This is a genomic window from Brachybacterium sacelli, from assembly GCF_017876545.1.
GTDB classification, from domain to species: domain Bacteria; phylum Actinomycetota; class Actinomycetes; order Actinomycetales; family Dermabacteraceae; genus Brachybacterium; species Brachybacterium sacelli.
This window is the reverse complement of the sequence record NZ_JAGIOD010000001.1, coordinates 243,421-261,666: the sequence shown is the minus strand read 5'-3', so window position 1 is coordinate 261,666 and position 18,246 is coordinate 243,421. Positions and strand designations below refer to the sequence as shown.

The following is an 18,246-nucleotide window of genomic DNA, read 5'->3' as shown; positions in this document are numbered from 1 at the left end:
ATGACGCCAGTACTCGACCACGGCCCAGCGCGACAGACGCCAGAGCGGGCCCCCGCCACGCGGCGTCATTCCGCCATTGCGGCGTTGCCCTCCTCCTGCGCCTGCGGGATCCCGTCCTCGGCGGTCAGGCGGCCGATGAAGACCTCCTGGAACGTCGGCATCACGGCTTCCAGGCCGGCATTGGCGCGGGCACCGGTGTCGGCCTCCGCGGGATTCTTGGCCGCCTCGACGAACACGCTGACATCGACTCCCTTCTCCTTCCAGAAGTCGAGGAAGGCCTGCTGCGCATCGACGTGTGCGGGGAAGGAGACGCCCTTCTCGGCCAGCGGCGTCTGGCCGTCGACGCTGCCCAGCCAGGTCAGCAGGGCGGCGATACCCTCCTGCTTGTCCTCGTCGGCCTTCGCATTGCCGACCGCGACCACGCCGTGCACCAGTGACTTCGCGCCGGAGGGCCCGGCGACCGGCGGCGCCAGCGCCCATTCGAAGGAGTCCGCCACGCCCTCGGAGATCGCGGTGAGGCTGTAGGGCCCGGACTGGAACAGACCGAGCTTTCCCTGGGTGAACAGGTCCCGCGTGAAATCGCCGTTCTCGTTGGTGTCGGCGGCGCTGGGAGCGACGTTCTCGACGTTGACCAGGTCGGCCATGTACTGGAACGCCTCAATCCCCTCGGCGGAGGCGAAGGTGTACTTGTCGTCCTTCTGCCAGGTCGCGCCGTTGGAGGCCAGCATCGGGCCGATGATCGCCTGCCGGTCCGCCTGCGAGTTGAAGCCGTACTGCTCGCGCGAGTCGACGGCGAAGTCCTTCTCGCCCGGATGCCGGCCCTCGCCGTCCACCGTCAGAGCCTTCGCAGCGTCGCGCAAGCCGTCGGTGTCGGCCGTGGGATCGAATTCCAGGGCCGAAGGATCCACTCCCGCCTTCTCGACCAGCGCCTTGTTGTAGAACAGGGCGATCGAGTCCCAGATCTGGGGAACCCCCCAGAGACCGCCGTCACGGGTGTAGAGGTCCACGACGCTCTGCTCCCACTGCGAGGCGCCATCGGGGACGACCTCGTTGATGTCGAGCAGGTCCTCGGAATCCTTGTACAGCACGTAGTTCGCCGAGTTCATCCAGTACACGTCGGCCGCATCGCCGCTGGCCACGTCCAGCGGCAGGCGGGTCCAGTAGTCGTTCCACGGGACCACGTCGATCTCGACCTGCCAGCCGCTGTCGGCGGTGAAGGCCTTGAACGATTCCTCGTACGCGGCCACGGCGTTCTCGTCCCAGAGCCGGAAGGTCAGCGAGCCCTTGCCGTCCTCGCCGGAGCCTGCGCCGTCGTCGCTCGAGGGGGAACAGGCGGCGGCGGTCCCGAGCAGTCCGGCGGCGGCGACGGAGGAGAGGAGGGTGCGACGCTTCAGCATGAGGTGTCCTTCCGAGCAGGTGGTGTCCTCATTATGGTCCCCGGGCCGTGCACGCGGTGGGGATTGTCTGCCGGTGGCGCCGGGCCGTCGTCAGCCACCGCAGCGCGAACCGTCTGCCTATGCGCGACCGGCCTGCGCACGCTTTGCCGACGCCCGGCTCGTCGAGGCGTGCCCCGTCGCTCGGCCCGCCGACGTGCGCCCCCGTCGCTCGGCTCGCCGACGCGCGAGAATTGTCCCTGCGCGACCGGTGTCGCGGCGCGTACCGGTCCTCCCCGGCGCAAAACTCCGTCGCCGGACGCCGGACGCCGGACGCCGGACGCCGGACGCCGGACGCCGGACGCCGGACGCCGGTCGCCGGTCGCCGGTCGCCGGTCGCCGGTCGCGCGGCTCAGCGCAGCGTGGTGTCGCCGACCGAGCGGGTGATCTGTTTCTGGAACACGATCATCAGTAGCACCAGCGGCAGCATGGCCAGGGTCGTCCCGGCCATCACCAGCGTCCAGTTGTTGTCGAACTGCGACTGCAGCGCCGAGGTCGCCACGGTGATGGTGCGCCACTCGGGACCCGAGGTGATCACCATCGGCCACATGAAGTTGTTCCAGTGCGTGACCACGGTGATCAGGATCAGCGTCACGATGATCGCGCGGTTCAGCGGCACCACGAGATGCCACAGCAGCCGCAGCGTCCCCGCGCCGTCGATCCGCATCGCGTCCATCAGCTCGGTCGGGACTCCGCGGAAGTTCTCACGCAGCAGGAAGATCGCGTAGGGGGAGCCGAGCACGAAGGGCAGCACCAGCGCCCAGAAGGTGTTGCGCAGCCCTGCCTCGCTCATCATCAGGTACAGCGGCACCACCACGACCACCTGCGGCACCATCAGTGTCGCCACATACACCCAGAACAGCAGGTCACGGCCGGGGAAGCGGAGCTGAGCGAAGGCGTAGGCGGCCAGTACCGAGAACACCATCTGTCCCACCAGGATCGTCGCCACCATCTGCACCGTGACCACCACTGGTGTCACGAAGCCGTCCGGTCCAGCGGACGGACCGAACAGGGCCATGATGTTCTCGAGCACCGGCGGGGCGGGGACCGACAGCGGACCCTCCTGGGCGAACTGCCGGGAAGAGGTGAAGGCCGTCATCACCGAGAACAGGAACGGGCCCAGCGTGAGCACCGCGGCGACGGCGAGCACCAGGTAGGTCCCCGCATAACCGGCGAGCGCGCGCAGCTGCATCGATCCGAGGCCGGGACGGCGGCCCCGAGATCCGGTGGAACGACCGAAGGAGTCCTGGCCGGAGGGGGTGTGGTCGCCGGAGGGAGCCCGGTCCGTCGCGGCGTGCGACACGTCGGCGGGCGCGGAACCGCTCGACGGTGGCGGCTTCGCGGAGTCAGGGGTGGTCTGCATCGTCGGTCTCCTCTCAGCTCATGTCGTAGGTGATGCGGCGGGCGAAATAGCGCTGCTGGATCAGCGTGATGATCACCAGCAGCACGAACAGGATCACGGCGACCGCGCTCGCCCGCCCCAGGCTGGAGGAGGTGAACGCCTCGTGGTAGATCAGCGAGGCGATGACCTCTGTGCGGTGCTGGGGGCCTCCGCCAGTGAGCGCGAAGACCATGTCGAACACCTGGAAGCTCGCGACCACCTGGGTGACAGCGAGGAAGAAGGTCGTCGGGCGCAGCAGCGGGATCGTCATGTGCCACATCGAACGCCAGGGGCCGGCGCCGTCCAGCCGAGCCGCCTCGTAGATCGAGCCGGGGATCCGGGAGAGCCCCGCCTGGAAGAACAGCGAGATGTAGCCGACGTTCTGCCAGATCGCCACGAAGGCCACGGCAGGCAGGGCGAGGCTCGGGTCGGTCAGCCACTCGATCCGCACGCCGAGGATCTGGTTCAGCGCGCCCACCGATGGTTGGAAGATCCACTTCCACACCACGCCGAGCGCGAGCGGGGCGCACACCCAGGGGATCACCACGATCACCCGCACCACCGCCGAGCCGGGCACGGCGCGGACCAACTGGGAGGCCAGCGCCAGGCCCAGCGCCAGGGAGACCGGCACCGAGATCACGGTGAACAGTGCCGTGACCAGCAATGAGTTCAGCAGGGCACCGTCTGCCAGCAAGGAGGCATAGTTGTCCAGCCCGATGAAGTCGCGGGTGCCCAGCAGATCCCAGCGGAACAGGGAGACGACGAAGGCGAGGATCACGGGCAGGATCAGGAAGGCGGCCACCCCGATCAGGCTGGGGGCGACCAGCAACCACCCCAGCAGGGGCCGACGAGAGTTCATACGGGTCCCCTCGCGTGCGGAGCCATCCGGTCAGTCACGGCCCAAAGGTATAGCAGGCGGCCCATGCCCGACGGATCGGTGCGATTGTCGCGGGTAGATGGTCGACAACTGGCGGCATAGCGTGTGCTCTGGTCATATCGCCAGAGCGCATGCTCACGCGCCAGTACTCGACGACGATGCCGTCCGGGGCGCGGGCCCGGGCGTCCCGGCGGCTGGTCGGAGGGGGCGCCCCGGCCAGTCGCTCGATGGGGGCGGTCGGCCGGTCGCTCGGAGCGGGCCTCTCGATCAGGCGCTCGATGGGGGCGCCCCGGCCGACCGCTCGAAGGTCCGTCCCTGCTCGGACCGAAGCGTCTCGATTACGCTTCCGACATGAGCTCATCGACGGAATCCGCAGGCCCCAGCGCGCAGGCCGCCGACCCCCACGCCAGCATCTACGACCACGGGTTCGTGCGCGTGGCCGCGGTGACCGTCCCGGTCGCGCTCGCCGATCCCGCCACCAATGCCGAGCGTCATCTCGAACAGCTGCGCGCGCTGCACGATGAGCAGGTCGGACTCGCGGTGTTCCCGGAGCTGTCGCTGACCGGGTACTCCCTGGACGACCTGGTCCTGCAGGAACCCCTGCTGGACGCTGCCGAGGCCGCGCTCGGCACGCTGATCGATGCCAGCCGTGAGCTGCTGCCGATCATCGTCGTCGGCGCGCCGCTGCGTTCCCGCGACCGTGCCCGGCTGTTCAACTGCGCCGTGGTCATCCACCGCGGTGAGGTGCTCGCCGTCGCCCCGAAGCAGAACCTGCCCACCTACCGGGAGTTCTACGAGCGCCGCTGGTACGCGCCGGGCGACGACGCCGACGGGGAGCTGGTGCGCATCGGCGGCGAGGAGCATCTGCTGACCCCGCACAGCATCATCACCGTCCCCGACGTGCCGGGGCTGCGTCTGTTCGTCGAGATCTGCGAGGACATGTGGGTGCCGGTCCCGCCGTCGGCCCAGGCCGCCCTCGCCGGAGCCACCGTGGTCGCCAACCTCTCGGGCTCACCGATCACGGTCGGCCGCGCGGAGGACCGCAAATTGCTCGCGCGTTCTGCTTCGGCCCGCTGCCAGAGCGCCTATGTCTATGCAGCCGCCGGCGAGGGGGAGTCGACCACCGACCTCGCCTGGGACGGACAGACCTTCGTGTACGAGTGCGGTGACCTGCTGGGGGAGTCCGAGCGTTTTCCGCAGGGGCCGCGCGCGACGATCGTCGACGTCGACCTGGACCGGATCGTCGCCGAGCGTCGCCGCCAGAACACCTTCGACGACAACCGCCGCACGCACGCCGCGGCGCTCGAGGACTTCGAGACCTGGACCGAGACCTCGCTGTTCACTCCCGACGCGCTCATCGGCGACCTCCCCCACGGAGAGGACGACGACACCCTCGCGCACGACGCGGCGCAGGAGGCCCCCCTGGCCGGTCTCGGTGCGGTGACCGGCTCGGACATGACATGGATCGAGTCCGACGCGGCGGACGAGGAGGCGCCCCGTCCGGCGACCGGCCCCCTGCGTCGGCCGTTGCACCGTTTTCCCTTCGTGCCCGACGACCCGGCTCGTCTGGCGCAGGACTGCTACGAGGCGTACAACATCCAGGTCGAAGGGCTGGTGCGTCGGCTCAGCGCGATCGGCGGCGACCGGCCCGGCGGCACCAGGCCCGTCCTCGGCGTCTCCGGCGGTTTGGATTCCACGCACGCCCTGATCGTGTGCGCGCAGGCGATGGACCGGCTGGGTCGCGACCGCTCCGAGATCCTCGCCTACACGATGCCGGGCTTCGCCACCACCGAGCACACCCGCTCCAACGCCGAGCTGCTCTCCACGGCGATCGGCGCGAGTTTCGAGACGATCGACATCCGTCCCGCCTCCACCCAGATGCTCAAGGACATGGGACATCCGGCCGGCAGCGGCGAGGAGGTCTATGACGTGACCTTCGAGAACGTCCAGGCCGGGCTGCGGTACGACTACCTGTTCCGCCTCGCCAACCACCACGGTGGCATCGTCGTCGGCACCGGTGATCTCTCCGAGCTGGCGCTGGGCTGGTCCACCTACGGGGTGGGCGACCAGATGTCGCACTACGGCGTGAACGCGGGCGTGCCCAAGACGCTGATCCAGCACCTGATCCGCTGGGTGATCGCCGAGGGGCTGTTCGACGAGGCCACCTCCGGCATCCTGCGCGCAGTGCTGGACACCGAGATCTCTCCGGAGTTGGTGCCCACCAGGCCGGGGGAGAAGGCGCAGTCCACCGAGGACTCCATCGGCCCTTACGCGCTGCACGACTTCTCGCTCTACCACCTGCTTCGCCGCGGTTACGGCCCGGCGAAGATCGCCTACCTCGCCCATCAGGCCTGGGGTGAGCTGGAGGCGGGGGAGTGGCCCGCCGGATATGCCGACGAGGACCGGCGTGCCTACACCCGCGGCGAGATCCGCGACTGGCTGACCGTGTTCACCCGGCGGTTCTTCTCCAACCAGTTCAAGCGCTCCGCTGTGCCGAACTCTCCGAAAGTCCTCTCCGGCGGTTCGCTCTCCCCTCGGGGAGACTGGCGGATGCCCTCGGACGTCACCTCGCGGGCATGGATGACCGAGATCGAGGCCGAGGTGCCCGGGGACTGAATCGCGGAGCGTCCGTGAGTCGGGGACGACCCGTTCCAGCCGCTACCCTGCGCCGAGCTCTGCGCAGCTGTTGCCACCGGCGATCTTGGCAACGGCAACGCCGAGCTCGGCGGCATGGAGCCGTCATGGCCGCCTACCCCTCCTGGCCGCCCTGGCCAGGCCGGCCCGGTTGGTCGTTCCGGCCTATTTCACCGCGCCCATGGACAGGCCGCGCACCAGCTGCTTCTGGGCGATCCAGCCGGCCAGCACCACCGGCAGTGAAGCCAGCACCGAGGCGGCCGACAACCGCGCCAGGAACAGGCCCTCCGAGGTCATGGTCGACATCAGGAAGATCGGCACGGTCGCGGCGTTGGCGGCGGTGAGGTTCAGGGCGAAGAAGAACTCGTTCCACGCGAAGATCACGCAGATCAGCGCGGTGGCCGCCACGCCCGGGGCGACCATCGGCAGCAGCACCGTGCGCATGGTGCGCAGCAGCGAGGCTCCGTCGATCGACGCCGCCTCGAGCACCTCACCGGGCACCTCGAGGAAGAATGAGCGCATCATCCACACCGCGATCGGGAGGTTCATCGCGGTGTACAGGATGATCAGCGTCGCGATGTTGTCGAGCATCCGGATCTGTCCGGCGATCACGTAGATCGGCATGATCACCGCGACCACCGGCAGCATCTTGGTGGAGATGAAGAAGAACAGCACGTCCTGCGTGCGCTTGACCGGTCGGATGCTCACGGCGTAGGCGGCGGGCACCGCGAGGACCAGCACCAGCAGCGTCGAGGCCGCGGTGGCGATCACCGAGTTGAGCAGGTAGGAGCCCGCACCGGAGGAGGTGATGACCGAGGCGTACTGCTCCAGCGTCGGGGTGAAGAAGAAGGTGGGCGGGTTCGAGGCCGCCTGGCTCTCCTGCTTGAAGCTGGTCAGCACCATCCACGCCACCGGGGCGAAGAACAGCAGGCCGGCCGCCCAGGCCAGCACGGTCAGCAGGTGCCCGGTGGTCCGTCCCCGCGGCCTCCGGCGGACGGCGGGCGGGGCAGGTGGGGAGGTCCGGGCGGCATCGGCGGTGACTGCACTCATGACTCCGTCTCCTTCCGTTCATCCCTCACAGTTCGTCGACGAAGGATGCTCATGACTGCTCCTTGCTGTTGATGCTGGTGAAGATCAGGCGCAATGCGAAGGTGGCGACGATGATCGTGGCGATCACCGTGATCACACCCATCGCCGAGGACTGCCCGATGTCGAAGCCGAGGAAGGCACGCTGATAGATGTAGAAGGGCAGGTTGGCGCTCGCGGTGCCGGGGCCGCCGGCCGTCATCAGGTAGATCTGGTCGAAGGTGTTCACCACGTAGATGGCGCCCAGCAGCACGGACAGCTCGAGGTAGAACCGCAGGTGCGGCAGCGTGATGTGCACGAAGGTGGTCCAGGGCCCGGCACCGTCCATCGACGATGCCTCCAGCACGTCACCGGTCTGAGACTGCAGGCCCGCCAGGAGCAGCAGCATCATGAACGGCGTCCACTGCCACACCAGCGCGATGATGATCGACAGCATCGGGAACTGGCTGGTCCAGTCCACCGGGGAGACCCCGACGATGCCGATCAGCCAGTTCACCAAGCCGTAGGTGGGATTGAACATCGAGATCGACCAGAGCATCGCCCCCGCCACCGGCATGATGAGGAACGGCGTGATCAGCAACGTGCGCACCACCCCGCGGCCGACGAACTTCCGGTCCAGCAGCAGTGCGAGCCCGAGCCCCAGCAGCATCGCCGTGACCACACAGCCCAGCGTGATGAGGATCGAGTTCAGTGCCGCGGTGCGGAACGTGGAGTCGACGAAGATGTCGAGGTAGTTGCGCAGCCCCACGAACTGCTCGCCTTCGGGACGCAGCAGGTTGCGTGAGCGCAGGGAGTACCAGATCGTCAGCAGGAAGGGGATCTGGGTGCAGATGACCACGAAGAGAAATGCGGGCATCAGGGGGAGCCGACGGCGCCAGCCTTCGGCGCGCGAGGTCTCGACCCCGCGCGGCCGCCGGTCGCGGGGTCTGTCGGCCGACGGGGTGGACGCCCCGGGGGACCCGGCGTCGGCCGGTGTATCAGTGGCGGTGCTGCTCATCGCTCAGCCCTCCCATCCGTAGGTGCGGGCGACCGATTCGGCGAAGCCCTGCGACTGCTTCAGCGCGTCGTCGACGCTCTTCTGCCCGGCGATCGCGGCGGAGAACTGCTGGCCCACGCGGGTGCCGAGGTCCTGGAACTCCGGGATCACGACGTTCTGCAGGCCGTCGTAGGGGACCTCGACGGTCATCGAGTTCTCCTGGGTGGAGTTCTCCATCGAGTCCAGGGTCGGCTCGGCGTAGTTCTCGGAGAGCTCGGCGTACTCGGGGATCTCGTAGGTCGACAACCGCGAGCCCGGCGGCAGCGCCTCCCAGCCGATCTCCTCGCCGACCAGCTGGAAGTAGTCGGGATGGGTCATCCAGGCGATGAACTCCCAGGCCGCATCCTTCTGCTGGCTGGTCTGAGGGATCGCCAGCGCCCAGGAGTACAGCCAGCCCGCGTACTCGGTCAGCTTCGTCGGCCCCAGCGCGTATCCCGTCGTGCCGACCACGGTGGAGGAGTCGGGGTTCTCGACCCCGGAGACCATCGAGGAGGCGTCGAACCACATCGCGGCGTTGCCCTGGCTGAAGTGGGTCAGGCACTCGCCGAAGCCGGAGGTCGCGGCGCCGGGCTGCCCGTAGGAGCGCAGCGTGTCCACGTACATCGAGACCGCCTCGTGCACCTCGGGGGAGTTCAGCTGCGGCGCCCAGTCCATGTCGAACCAGCAGCCGCCGTAGGTGTTCAGGACGGTGCTCATCGGGGCGAGGTTCTCGCCCCAGCCGGCCAGGCCGCGCAGGGCGATGCCCGACAGGCCGCCCTCCGGGTCGTGCAGCGTGGAGGCGAAGGAGCGCAGATCCTCCCAGCTGGGGTGTGCGGGCATCTCGAGGCCGGCCTCGTCGAACAGGTCCTGGCGGTAGACGAGGAACGCGCTCTCGCCGTAGAACGGCACCGAGTACATGGAGCCGTCGACGGTGAGGGAGTCGCGGATGGTGGGCACGAAGTCCTCGGGCGCGTAGCCCTCGGTCTTCGCGATGTAGGGCTCGAGGTCGGTGAGCCAGTCGTTGGGCGCCCACAGCGGGGTCTCGTAGTTGGAGATCATGACGACGTCGAACTCGCCGCCGCCGGAGGCGACCGACGCGGTGATCTTCGCGCGCGCCTCGTTCTCCGGCAGGGAGACGAACTGGACGTCGATGTCGGGATGCTCGGCTCTGAAGTGGTCGATGAGGCTGATCGCGTCCTGCATCTGCGGGTTCGAGACGATGGCGACGACGATCGAGGCGCGGTCGCCGCTGCTGGAGCCGCAGCCCGCCAGGGTGGACGCGCCGAGCCCGGCTGCCAGGCCCCCCGCACCCAGGATGCTGCGACGTCGCGGACGCAGCGGGCCGGAGGGACGGGAGGCCGCACGTGCGGTGGCCGAGCGTGGCGACTGCCTCGGCTGTGGTCGGGAATGTCCCATGCGCTGTTCTCCTCTGAACGGTTCGAGGCCCGACGGTCCGGGAGGAGGCCCGCGAGTTCCTGCCGCGGGCCGTGGTGCCGCGAGGGCCGTCGCCGGGATCCGGCGGGGCTCGGGGGTGGGCCGGGGGTCGTGGTCGCTGGTGACGCGGTCCCGGCGGATCCGCCGTGGTGGGCCGACGGCGGTCCCGCTGGGTGAGGTGCTGACGGCGACGTCGCCGACGCGCTCATCTGTGACGGGCTAGTGCTCAGCTGTGGCTGAGCGTAGTCATATACTCTCACCTGAGCAACAGGAAGATCGCAGATGATCACGACCTGCTCGGCATCGGAAGGGGCGGAGATGACGCACGACGGTGCGATGCCGCGCGGCGAGGCGCCCGCCGACGGGGCGGGCGGAGCCGCGGGGACGAGCGGTCCCGGGGGATCGAGTCCGGCAGGCGATGCCGCCTCGATCGGCGGGTCCGGGGGATCGAGCCCGACGGGTGGTCCACGTCCGGCGGGTGGTGCTGGCCAGACGGGTGGTGCTGGCCCGACGGGTGGTGCAGCCGGATCGTCCGGTGCCCCGGCGCCCGGCGAGGGCTCGCTGAAAGCGGTGCTCGCGAGCGAGTACTTCCTCGACGGGCTGTCCAAGGTCGAGATCGGTCGCCGCCACGGCCTCTCCCGCTTCCAGGTCGCGCGCCTGCTCGACGAGGCACGCGACGAGGGCATCGTGCGCATCCAGATCGTCGACCCCAGCGCCGCCGGCCGCGACCGCGCCGGCCTCGCCCAGCAGCTCGGCATCTCCTCCGTCACGGTCGCGGCCGCGCGGCCGGGTGAATCGATGCGCGCCGCCATCGCCCGCCAGGTGGCCTACCTGCTCTCGACCCGGCTGCGCGACGGCGGGCGGCTCGGTGTCGCCTGGTCCCGCACCCTCATGCACCTGCCCGAATCCCTCGGGGCCCTGCCCTCGGCCGACATCGTCCAGCTCGTCGGCCCCCTCAGCGCCCCCGGCTACTCGACGACAGAGTCCACGGCTCTGGTCCACACCCTCGGCGCCCGCACCGGCGGCCGGGTCTGGGCGCTGCCCACCCCGCTGGTGGTCGACTCCCCGCAGGTCGCCGCCTCGCTGCGGTCGATGGAGGAGGTGCGCACCGCGCTCGATGCCGCCGATGCCCTCGACGTCGCCGTCGTCTCCCTCGGGGCCTGGTCCGCCGGCGCCTCGACCCTGTGGGCCCGGCTCGGGACCGCGGAGCAGCGCCGCGCACAGGAGGCAGGGATCGTCGCCGAGATCTGCGGCATCATGCTGAGCGGCACCGGTGCCGTCTGGCACTCCGCGCTCGAGGACCGGGTGGTCGGAGTGCGTCCCGACCAGCTACGACGAGCCCGGGTGATCGCCGCGGCCCCGGCCGTCGGGCGGCCCGAGGCGGTGATCGCCGCGGCCCGCTCCGGGCTGGTCGACGACATCGTCCTCGCGCCCGAGCTCGCCGATCAGGTCGCCGCCCTGGTGGAGTGAGGCCTGCCGGCGTGGGGGTGCGGTGCCTCGCGCATCGGACGCTCACACGTGCGCGATCACGTGAGCGCAGCCCTCTGCTCATCTGGCGAGAGGTGTGTATCGTCGGGCCCACGAGAACTCGCCGACGAAGGATGAGCCATGACCGCCCTGAACGCTTCCGCCCTCCCTGACATCGCTGCGCGTGGCGAGGTGGCAGTACCCCAGTACCCGCTCGAGGAGCGGAAGATCGGCATCGTCCACTTCGGGGTCGGCGGCTTCCACCGCGCTCATCAGGCGATGTTCCTGGACCGCCTGATGAATGCCGGCCGCGAGCGTGACTGGGCGATCTGCGGCGTCGGCCTGCTGCCGGGCGATGCCCGCATGCGAGATGCCCTCACCGCGCAGGACGGTATGTACACCCTGGTCACCAAGGCCCCCGACGGTGCTCGCGACCCGCGCGTGATCGGCTCGATCGCCGAGTACCTCTTCGCCCCCGACGACCCCGAGGCTGTTCTGGCCCGGATGGCCGACCCAGCGGTGCGCATCGTGTCGCTGACCGTCACCGAGGGTGGCTACAACTACAACCCCTCCACCGGCGAATTCCAGTACGAGACCGAGGCGGTCGCTGCGGACCTCTCCACCCGCTTCGACGCCGCGGGCGCGGCGGCGGTGGGTCGCGCGGGCGAGAACGGGGCCGGTGCGAACACCGCCCACGACGTCGGCCACCCCCGCACCATGTTCGGCTACGTCGTCGAGGCGCTGCGCCGTCGCCGCGAGGCCGGTACCGAGCCCTTCACGGTCATGTCCTGCGACAACGTGCGCGGCAACGGTGATCTGGCCAAGCGCATGATCCTCGCCTATGCCCGTCGGCGCGACGAGAACGGCCTGCACGGCGGGGACCTGCTGGCGGACTGGATCGAGCAGCACGTGGCCTTCCCCAACTCCATGGTCGACCGCATCACCCCGGTCACCTCGCCCGAGGACATCGAGATGATCGCCGCCGACTACGGCATCGACGATGCCTGGCCCGTGGTCGCCGAGGACTTCGTGCAGTGGGTGCTGGAGGACGAGTTCCCCGCCGGCCGCCCCGCCTACGAGGAGGCCGGGGTGCAGATGGTCGAGGACGTCGAGCCCTACGAGCTGATGAAGCTGCGCCTGCTGAACTGCTCCCACCAGGCCATCGCCTACTTCGGACTGCTGCTGGGCCAGACCTATGCCGACGAAGCGGCGGTCGACGAGCACCTCGCACCGTTCACGCGCACCCTGTACATGGACGTCGAGGGCACACCGACCGTCCCCGAGGTGCCGGGCATCGACCTGACCGCCTACAAGGACGAGCTCATGGCGCGATTCGCCAACGAAGCCATCAAGGACACGCTGGCCCGGCTCGCCGCCGAATCCTCCGATCGCATCCCCACCTGGATGATGCCCGTGATCCGCGAGAACCTCGAGGCCGGCCGCTCGGTCACCGTGACCGCCGCGATCGTGGCCTCATGGGCCCGGTATGCCGAGGGCACCGGCGAGAACGGCGAGGAGTGGCCGGTCGTCGACCGCCTCCACGACCGGGTCATGGCGGCCGCCGCGAAGCACGACGAGGACATGCTCGCCTTCCTCCGCGATGAGGAGCTGTTCGGCGACCTCGTCGAGCACGAGGCGTTCACGACGCCCTACCTCCACGCCCTCGAGACGCTCCGCACCTCCGGGGCCCGCGCCCTCCTGAAGGAGCTGGTCGAGGCCGCCTGAGCTCAACTGGGCGCAGTTCTCCTCAGCTCGCACCTCTCCAGTTCCCTGTCCCTCCCCGGTCTCGTCCCCTCCCGGCGCGTCGGCCCTGCCCCCTTCTCCGGAATGCCGCCTGTGGACCGGTGCGCTGCGTTCTATCGGTCCTGAGGCGGCAATCGGCGGGCGGGCACGCCGTCCGACCTGTGGTGGCGTGAGACATGCCTGAGTCGGGTCCTCGTCATTCACGGTCTCCGCAGTGGACGTGCCAGCTTCTCCGCTGCAATGCCTGTCCAGTTCCTCGCGGACGGTGCCAACGCTCCGACCGCGAGGAACGATCGGCGCAGCGCGGACAGGAACCTTTCGGGTTTCGCGATGTCCCACGAGGTGAGCCGACGGATCATCCATCCCGCCGACTCCAGCGTGTCCTGGCGCCCCTGGTCCTGCCGCCATTGATCCTTGGTGACGCGGTGGCCATCGCCGTCGTATTCCACCCCGATCCGAAGCTCGGGGTAGGCGAGGTCGATGTAGCGGGGTCGACCTGTGTCCGGGTCCATGACCCGGAGGTTCAGTGCCGGCTCCGGGAAGCCCGCTCGACGCAGCAGCAGTCGCGTTCGGGTCTCCCCGGGGGAATCGGTGTTCGGTCTCGCATCGAGCAGGGCCCGACGCAGAGCGGGAATCCCCGGCATTCCGTCACAGCGAGCCAGTTCCCGCGCGAGGCGTTCGAGCGTGACGCCCCGAAAGGGGAACCGGGGCCGACGCTTCTCGAAGGCGTCGAGCGCGATGACGATCTCGTCGTGCTCCAGCGATGTCGCGAGTTCGAGCAAGACCACGTTGGGGTGCGACAGCTTGAGGCCCCCGAGCGTGAAGGTGGGCGACGGTGCCTTCCGGTGGACGACGACGTGAGGGCCGGCCCTGTGTGGCGAGGCGGCCTCGACCCGGCACTGCAACAGCGGTGGTGTCGTGAGCCTCTCGAATCGACGAGGCTCAGAGGGGGCCGCGCCAGGTTTCTCGGGTACCGGCAGCGTGCTCGGGATGACGAGATGGCGGGCCCCGCTGCGGGCCGCCCCGTCGGCCAGCAGCCCGATCTCGCGGTCCTCCCACCAAGGAATCGGGATTCCGTACAGCAGCGCCGCCGTGGTGTGGCTGATGACGGCTCCGGGCAGCACATGCTGCTGGAGCACTCGGCACATCTCGTTGAGGGTGGCCGGTTCCGCTGCCGGGGTCAGAAAACGGGGGAACACGGTCACCAGGTCGTCGCCGGCCATGCGGGAGGTCGACACGCCGAGAGTGCGCCACTCGCCTCGCGACAGCAGCGCCCGGGACGGAAGAGGGGATGCACGCATGAGATGACCGTAGAGAGCAGCTCGCCGGTAGGAGCCACGAGCTTCGTCCTGGGGACGGACACCCTCTGGGGAGGAAGGGCGGTGCCTTGGATTGCCGCCTCAGGACCGATGCTGGGCGGAAAACCGGTCCTGAGGCGGCAAAGCCGGGCGGCGTGGTGGGCGGCTCGGTCACTTGTCCGCCGTGCCCGGGGAATGTTGTGTCGGACACGTGGACAAACTGCCATGACCAGTGCTCCTGTCTCGAATGCCGAGGTCATGAGCGTTGTGGGAGCAGGCCTCGTAGACTGGCGGGCGGGTCCGTGAGCCCGGTCGCCGGACCATCCGGCACCGCGGTGCGTCGCGCCGGCGAGATCGTCGTCCACCGCCATCCGGCACCGCCTGCGGCATCCGCCCACGGCCCCTCGCAGGAACGTTCCAGTCCCCAGCCCGCAACCGTGAAGGAACTCGTCTCATGAGCCTGGTCGTCCAGAAGTTCGGAGGATCCTCCGTCGCCGACGCCGACTCGATCAAGCGTGTCGCCCAGAGGATCTCCCTGTACTCCAAGGCAGGCCACCAAGTGGTCGTCGTCGTCTCCGCGATGGGCGACACCACCGATGAGCTCATCGATCTCGCCGAGCAGGTGACGGACACCCCGCCCGCCCGTGAACTGGACATGCTGGTGACCGCCGGCGAACGGATCTCGATGGCCGTGCTGTCGATGGCCCTGAACGACGCCGGCGTCGACGCCCGTGCCTACACCGGATCCCAGGCCGGCCTGATCACCGACGAGGTGCACGGCAAGGCGCACATCCTGCGCGTCACCCCGGGCCGCATCCAGGAGGCGCTCGAGGAGGGGTCGGTGGCGATCGTCGCCGGCTTCCAGGGCGTCTCGCAGTCCACGAAGGACATCACCACGCTGGGTCGTGGTGGCTCGGACACCACCGCCGTGGCGCTCGCCGCCGCTCTCGAGGCCGACGTCTGCGAGATCTACTCCGATGTCGACGGCGTGTTCAGCGCGGATCCCCGCGTCGCCCCCGCCGCCCGCCGCGTCCCCTACATCTCCTGCGAGGAGATGCTCGACCTGGCCGCCAACGGCGCCAAGATCCTCATGGTGCGCAGCGTGGAGTACGCCCGCCGGTACGCGGTGCCGCTGCACGTGCGCTCCTCGTACTCCGGCCGCCTCGGGACGATCGTCTCCGACGACCCCGAGCGCGTGATCCCGATCGACCCCGACGTCACCATCCGCACCGCGGACGTCGCCCGTCGCGACGCCGCCGACCCGACCAAGGAGCTCCCCATGGACGACCACTCGGACCCCGGCCTCGAGGCGCCGATCATCTCGGGTGTCGCGCACGACCGCAGCGAAGGCAAGATCACCGTCGTCGAGGTCCCGGACATCCCGGGCCGGGCGGCCCTGCTGTTCGACGTCGTCGCCGGCTCCGGCGCGAACATCGACATGATCGTGCAGAACTCCTCGACCGTCGACGACACCGTCGCGATCTCCCTGACCCTGCCCGAGGACGACGCCCCGGCGGCGCTGAAGGCGATCGAGCAGTCGCACGAGGCGATCGGCTACGCCGAGGTGCGTTACAACGACCAGATCGGCAAGGTCAGCATCGTCGGCGCGGGAATGCGCTCGCATCCCGGCGTCTCGGCGACGCTGTTCCGCTCGCTCGGCGAGGCGGGCATCAACATCGACATGATATCCACCTCGGAGATCCGCATCTCCGTGGTCACCGAGCAGTCCGCGCTCGATGACGCGGTGCGAGTGATCCACAGCGCCTTCGGTCTGGACGCCGAGCAGACCGAGGCCGTCGTGTACGGAGGGACCGGACGATGACCAGCCAGAATCTTGCGAGCAGCACCACTTTCGACATCACCACCACGCCCGGGTACACGCCCGACGGACCCGTCATCGCCCTGGTGGGCGCGACCGGTCAGGTGGGGCAGGTCATGCTGACCCTGCTCGCCGATCGTGCCGTGCCCCACCGCGAGGTGCGAGCATTCGCGTCGGCCCGCAGCGCCGGCAAGAGCGTCGACTACGCCGGGCAGTCCCTGCTCGTCGAGGACGCCGAGACCGCCGACATCACCTCCGAGGGCATGACGGTCGACATCGCGATCTTCTCCGCGGGCGGCTCCACCTCGAAGGCGCTGGCCCCGCGGTTCGCCGAGGCCGGCGCGACGGTCGTGGACAACTCCTCGGCCTGGCGCCGCGACGAGCAGGTGCCGCTGGTGGTCTCCGAGGTGAACCCCCAGTCCGTCACCGCCACCCCGCGCGGGATCATCGCCAACCCCAACTGCACCACCATGGCCGCGATGCCGACGTTGAAGGCGCTGCACGACGAGGCGGGTCTGGCCCGGCTGAAGATCGCCACCTACCAGGCCGTCTCCGGCTCCGGCGTCGCCGGGGTAGCAGAGCTCGCCGGTCAGGTGCGCGCGGGAGCGGCGGAGGTGGAGAAGCTCGCCCTCGACGGGTCCGCCCTCGACCTCGGTGAGCCCTCCACCTACGTGAAGCCGATCGCGTTCAACGTCCTGGCGATGGCAGGGAGCGTGGTCGAGGACGGCTCCGGCGAGACCGACGAGGAGCAGAAGCTCCGCAACGAGTCCCGCAAGATCCTCGACCTGCCGGATCTGCCGGTCGCGGGCACCTGCGTGCGGGTGCCGGTGATGAGCGGCCATGCGGTCGCGATCCACGCCGAGTTCGATGAGCCGATCACGCCCGACAGGGCCCGTGAACTGCTGGAATCGGCCGACGGCGTCACCGTCGTCGACCTGCCGACCCCGCTCGAGGCGGCCGGCAGGGACGGCACCTTCGTCGGCCGGATCCGACAGGATCAGTCGGTTCCGGACGGAAAGGGTCTTGTGCTGTTCGCGGTAGCGGATAATCTTCGCAAGGGCGCTGCCCTGAATGCCATCCAGATCGCCGAACTGATCGCGAAGGAGAACCGTCCATGACGCTGGCCGCCACGGGTGGTCCCCCCGGAGCGGGGACGGGGCCCGCCCCGCTCTCCGCCAGGTTCTCCGATCGGGCGGGCGAGGAATCCTTCGACGGGAGCTCGGTGAACATGAGCGTGGACCCCCTGTCCCGCGTGCTGCGCACGCTTGATTCGATCGCAGCGGCGGAACTGGAGGTCGGCGACGATCTCCGGACCGTCATCGACACCCCGGGAGAGGTCGCCGCCTCCTCCTCGCCCGCCGCGGCGGCGGATCCGGAGGCTCCCGGGGTCCCGACGGCCGCCACGGACCCGGAGGATTCCCACGCGGTCGCCACCACCGGTGTCGGGGCTCCGGAGTCGACCGGGCCGGGCCAGGCGCGGCGCGAGGCCATCCTCGACGGCGCCTCGGCCCTGTTCGCCGAGCGCGGTTACCACGGGGCGAGCCTGCGAGACATCTCGCGCCGGGTGGGCATCTCGCATCCGGGGATGCTGCACCACTTCGCCTCGAAGGATGCTCTGCTGGGCGCGGTCGTCGACCGGCTCGAGGCGCATGCGCAGGGGCTGCTGGACTCGGTCGAGTCGCTGCAGGGCTCCTCGAAGACATTGCTGGCGGCGCTGTCGGGGCCCTGGGACCCCACGCAGCACTCGATGGCGCTGCTGGCGACGCTGTCGGCCGAGATCGTGAACCCCTCCCATCCCGGTCGCTACCGCATCGCGCGGCTGCGCCTCGTGCACGAGCACGTGCTCGAGCAGGTCCTCACCGGACTCGCCGAGAAGGGCTTGCTGGTCGAGGGTGCGGATCCGGCGTTCGCCGCCCGCGCGCTGTTCTCCCTGCTGCTGAGCCTGACGGTGCGCGAACACTCGGTGCGGGAGCTGCAGCAGAACGGTTCCGGGGAACCCCTCCAGGATGTGCGAAACTTCGTGCACCTGTGCGTGGTCGACTGAGAGGGCCGGGTCTGC

The 18,246-nt window shown here is 69.5% G+C and carries 13 protein-coding genes; 6 read left to right on the top strand and 7 right to left on the bottom strand.

Annotation, left to right across the window (positions count from 1 at the left end; genetic code table 11):
- Positions 1–65: 65 nt before the first annotated feature.
- From JOF43_RS01045 to JOF43_RS01035, 3 genes are all read right to left on the bottom strand, one after another.
- On the bottom strand, positions 66–1,397 hold the full coding sequence (locus JOF43_RS01045; protein ID WP_209897998.1) for an ABC transporter substrate-binding protein: 1,332 nt from the start codon (positions 1,395–1,397) through the stop codon (positions 66–68).
- Between the two features lie 388 nt (positions 1,398–1,785).
- Positions 1,786–2,796, bottom strand: coding sequence for a carbohydrate ABC transporter permease (locus JOF43_RS01040; protein ID WP_377783567.1), 1,011 nt, complete (start codon positions 2,794–2,796; stop codon positions 1,786–1,788).
- 13 nt (positions 2,797–2,809) lie between these two features.
- Positions 2,810–3,673: a carbohydrate ABC transporter permease gene (locus tag JOF43_RS01035; RefSeq protein WP_209897995.1), complete on the bottom strand. Its 864-nt coding sequence runs from the start codon at positions 3,671–3,673 to the stop codon at positions 2,810–2,812.
- A 369-nt stretch (positions 3,674–4,042) separates the two neighbouring features.
- On the opposite strand from JOF43_RS01035, the gene JOF43_RS01030 reads away from it, so the two are divergent.
- Positions 4,043–6,307, top strand: a complete 2,265-nt coding sequence (locus JOF43_RS01030) for an NAD(+) synthase (protein ID WP_209897994.1) — start codon at positions 4,043–4,045, stop codon at positions 6,305–6,307.
- A 183-nt stretch (positions 6,308–6,490) separates the two neighbouring features.
- Here JOF43_RS01030 and JOF43_RS01025 read toward each other — a convergent pair whose 3' ends face one another.
- The 3 genes from JOF43_RS01025 to JOF43_RS01015 are packed head-to-tail and all read right to left on the bottom strand — an operon-like array spanning position 6,491 to position 9,842.
- Entirely contained in the window at positions 6,491–7,375 is an 885-nt protein-coding gene (locus tag JOF43_RS01025; protein WP_209897992.1) for a carbohydrate ABC transporter permease, read from the bottom strand.
- 49 nt (positions 7,376–7,424) lie between these two features.
- Positions 7,425–8,408 (bottom strand): carbohydrate ABC transporter permease, encoded by a 984-nt coding sequence (locus JOF43_RS01020; RefSeq protein ID WP_209897990.1) that lies wholly within the window; start codon positions 8,406–8,408, stop codon positions 7,425–7,427.
- Between the two features lie 3 nt (positions 8,409–8,411).
- Positions 8,412–9,842, bottom strand: a complete 1,431-nt coding sequence (locus tag JOF43_RS01015) for an ABC transporter substrate-binding protein (RefSeq protein ID WP_209897988.1) — start codon at positions 9,840–9,842, stop codon at positions 8,412–8,414.
- Between the two features lie 588 nt (positions 9,843–10,430).
- Between JOF43_RS01015 and JOF43_RS01010 the strand changes: the two genes are divergently transcribed.
- Entirely contained in the window at positions 10,431–11,330 is a 900-nt protein-coding gene (locus JOF43_RS01010; protein ID WP_342592055.1) for a sugar-binding transcriptional regulator, read from the top strand.
- Positions 11,331–11,468: 138 nt separating this feature from the next.
- Complete coding sequence (locus JOF43_RS01005) at positions 11,469–13,052, top strand: mannitol dehydrogenase family protein (protein WP_209897986.1); 1,584 nt, start codon at positions 11,469–11,471, stop codon at positions 13,050–13,052.
- Between the two features lie 218 nt (positions 13,053–13,270).
- On the opposite strand, the gene JOF43_RS01000 is transcribed toward JOF43_RS01005, so the two are convergent.
- Positions 13,271–14,371, bottom strand: coding sequence for an endonuclease domain-containing protein (locus JOF43_RS01000; RefSeq protein ID WP_209897984.1), 1,101 nt, complete (start codon positions 14,369–14,371; stop codon positions 13,271–13,273).
- A gap of 451 nt (positions 14,372–14,822) precedes the next feature.
- Between JOF43_RS01000 and JOF43_RS00995 the strand changes: the two genes are divergently transcribed.
- Genes JOF43_RS00995 through JOF43_RS00985 form a run of 3 tightly spaced genes read left to right on the top strand, consistent with a single transcriptional unit; the run spans position 14,823 to position 18,231 of the window.
- Positions 14,823–16,190 (top strand): aspartate kinase, encoded by a 1,368-nt coding sequence (locus tag JOF43_RS00995; RefSeq protein ID WP_209897982.1) that lies wholly within the window; start codon positions 14,823–14,825, stop codon positions 16,188–16,190.
- Positions 16,187–17,305 carry an aspartate-semialdehyde dehydrogenase gene (locus tag JOF43_RS00990; protein ID WP_209897980.1) on the top strand — a complete coding sequence of 373 codons (1,119 nt, stop codon included), beginning with the start codon at positions 16,187–16,189 and terminating at the stop codon, positions 17,303–17,305. Before JOF43_RS00995 ends, JOF43_RS00990 begins: the two co-directional genes overlap by 4 nt.
- Positions 17,302–18,231 (top strand): TetR/AcrR family transcriptional regulator, encoded by a 930-nt coding sequence (locus JOF43_RS00985; protein ID WP_209897978.1) that lies wholly within the window; start codon positions 17,302–17,304, stop codon positions 18,229–18,231. The genes JOF43_RS00990 and JOF43_RS00985 overlap by 4 nt, the downstream gene beginning before the upstream one ends.
- Positions 18,232–18,246 lie beyond the last annotated feature (15 nt).

What these genes read in the sequence shown, in the direction of transcription:
- JOF43_RS01045 (WP_209897998.1), bottom strand. Translation starts at nt 1,397, where the DNA reads ATGCTGAAGCGTCGCACCCTCCTCTCCTCCGTCGCCGCCGCCGGACTG.
- JOF43_RS01040 (WP_377783567.1), bottom strand. Translation starts at nt 2,796, where the DNA reads ATGCAGACCACCCCTGACTCCGCGAAGCCGCCACCGTCGAGCGGTTCC.
- JOF43_RS01035 (WP_209897995.1), bottom strand. Translation starts at nt 3,673, where the DNA reads ATGAACTCTCGTCGGCCCCTGCTGGGGTGGTTGCTGGTCGCCCCCAGC.
- JOF43_RS01030 (WP_209897994.1), top strand. Translation starts at nt 4,043, where the DNA reads ATGAGCTCATCGACGGAATCCGCAGGCCCCAGCGCGCAGGCCGCCGAC.
- JOF43_RS01025 (WP_209897992.1), bottom strand. Translation starts at nt 7,375, where the DNA reads ATGAGTGCAGTCACCGCCGATGCCGCCCGGACCTCCCCACCTGCCCCG.
- JOF43_RS01020 (WP_209897990.1), bottom strand. Translation starts at nt 8,408, where the DNA reads ATGAGCAGCACCGCCACTGATACACCGGCCGACGCCGGGTCCCCCGGG.
- JOF43_RS01015 (WP_209897988.1), bottom strand. Translation starts at nt 9,842, where the DNA reads ATGGGACATTCCCGACCACAGCCGAGGCAGTCGCCACGCTCGGCCACC.
- JOF43_RS01005 (WP_209897986.1), top strand. Translation starts at nt 11,469, where the DNA reads ATGACCGCCCTGAACGCTTCCGCCCTCCCTGACATCGCTGCGCGTGGC.
- JOF43_RS01000 (WP_209897984.1), bottom strand. Translation starts at nt 14,371, where the DNA reads ATGCGTGCATCCCCTCTTCCGTCCCGGGCGCTGCTGTCGCGAGGCGAG.
- JOF43_RS00995 (WP_209897982.1), top strand. Translation starts at nt 14,823, where the DNA reads ATGAGCCTGGTCGTCCAGAAGTTCGGAGGATCCTCCGTCGCCGACGCC.
- JOF43_RS00990 (WP_209897980.1), top strand. Translation starts at nt 16,187, where the DNA reads ATGACCAGCCAGAATCTTGCGAGCAGCACCACTTTCGACATCACCACC.
- JOF43_RS00985 (WP_209897978.1), top strand. Translation starts at nt 17,302, where the DNA reads ATGACGCTGGCCGCCACGGGTGGTCCCCCCGGAGCGGGGACGGGGCCC.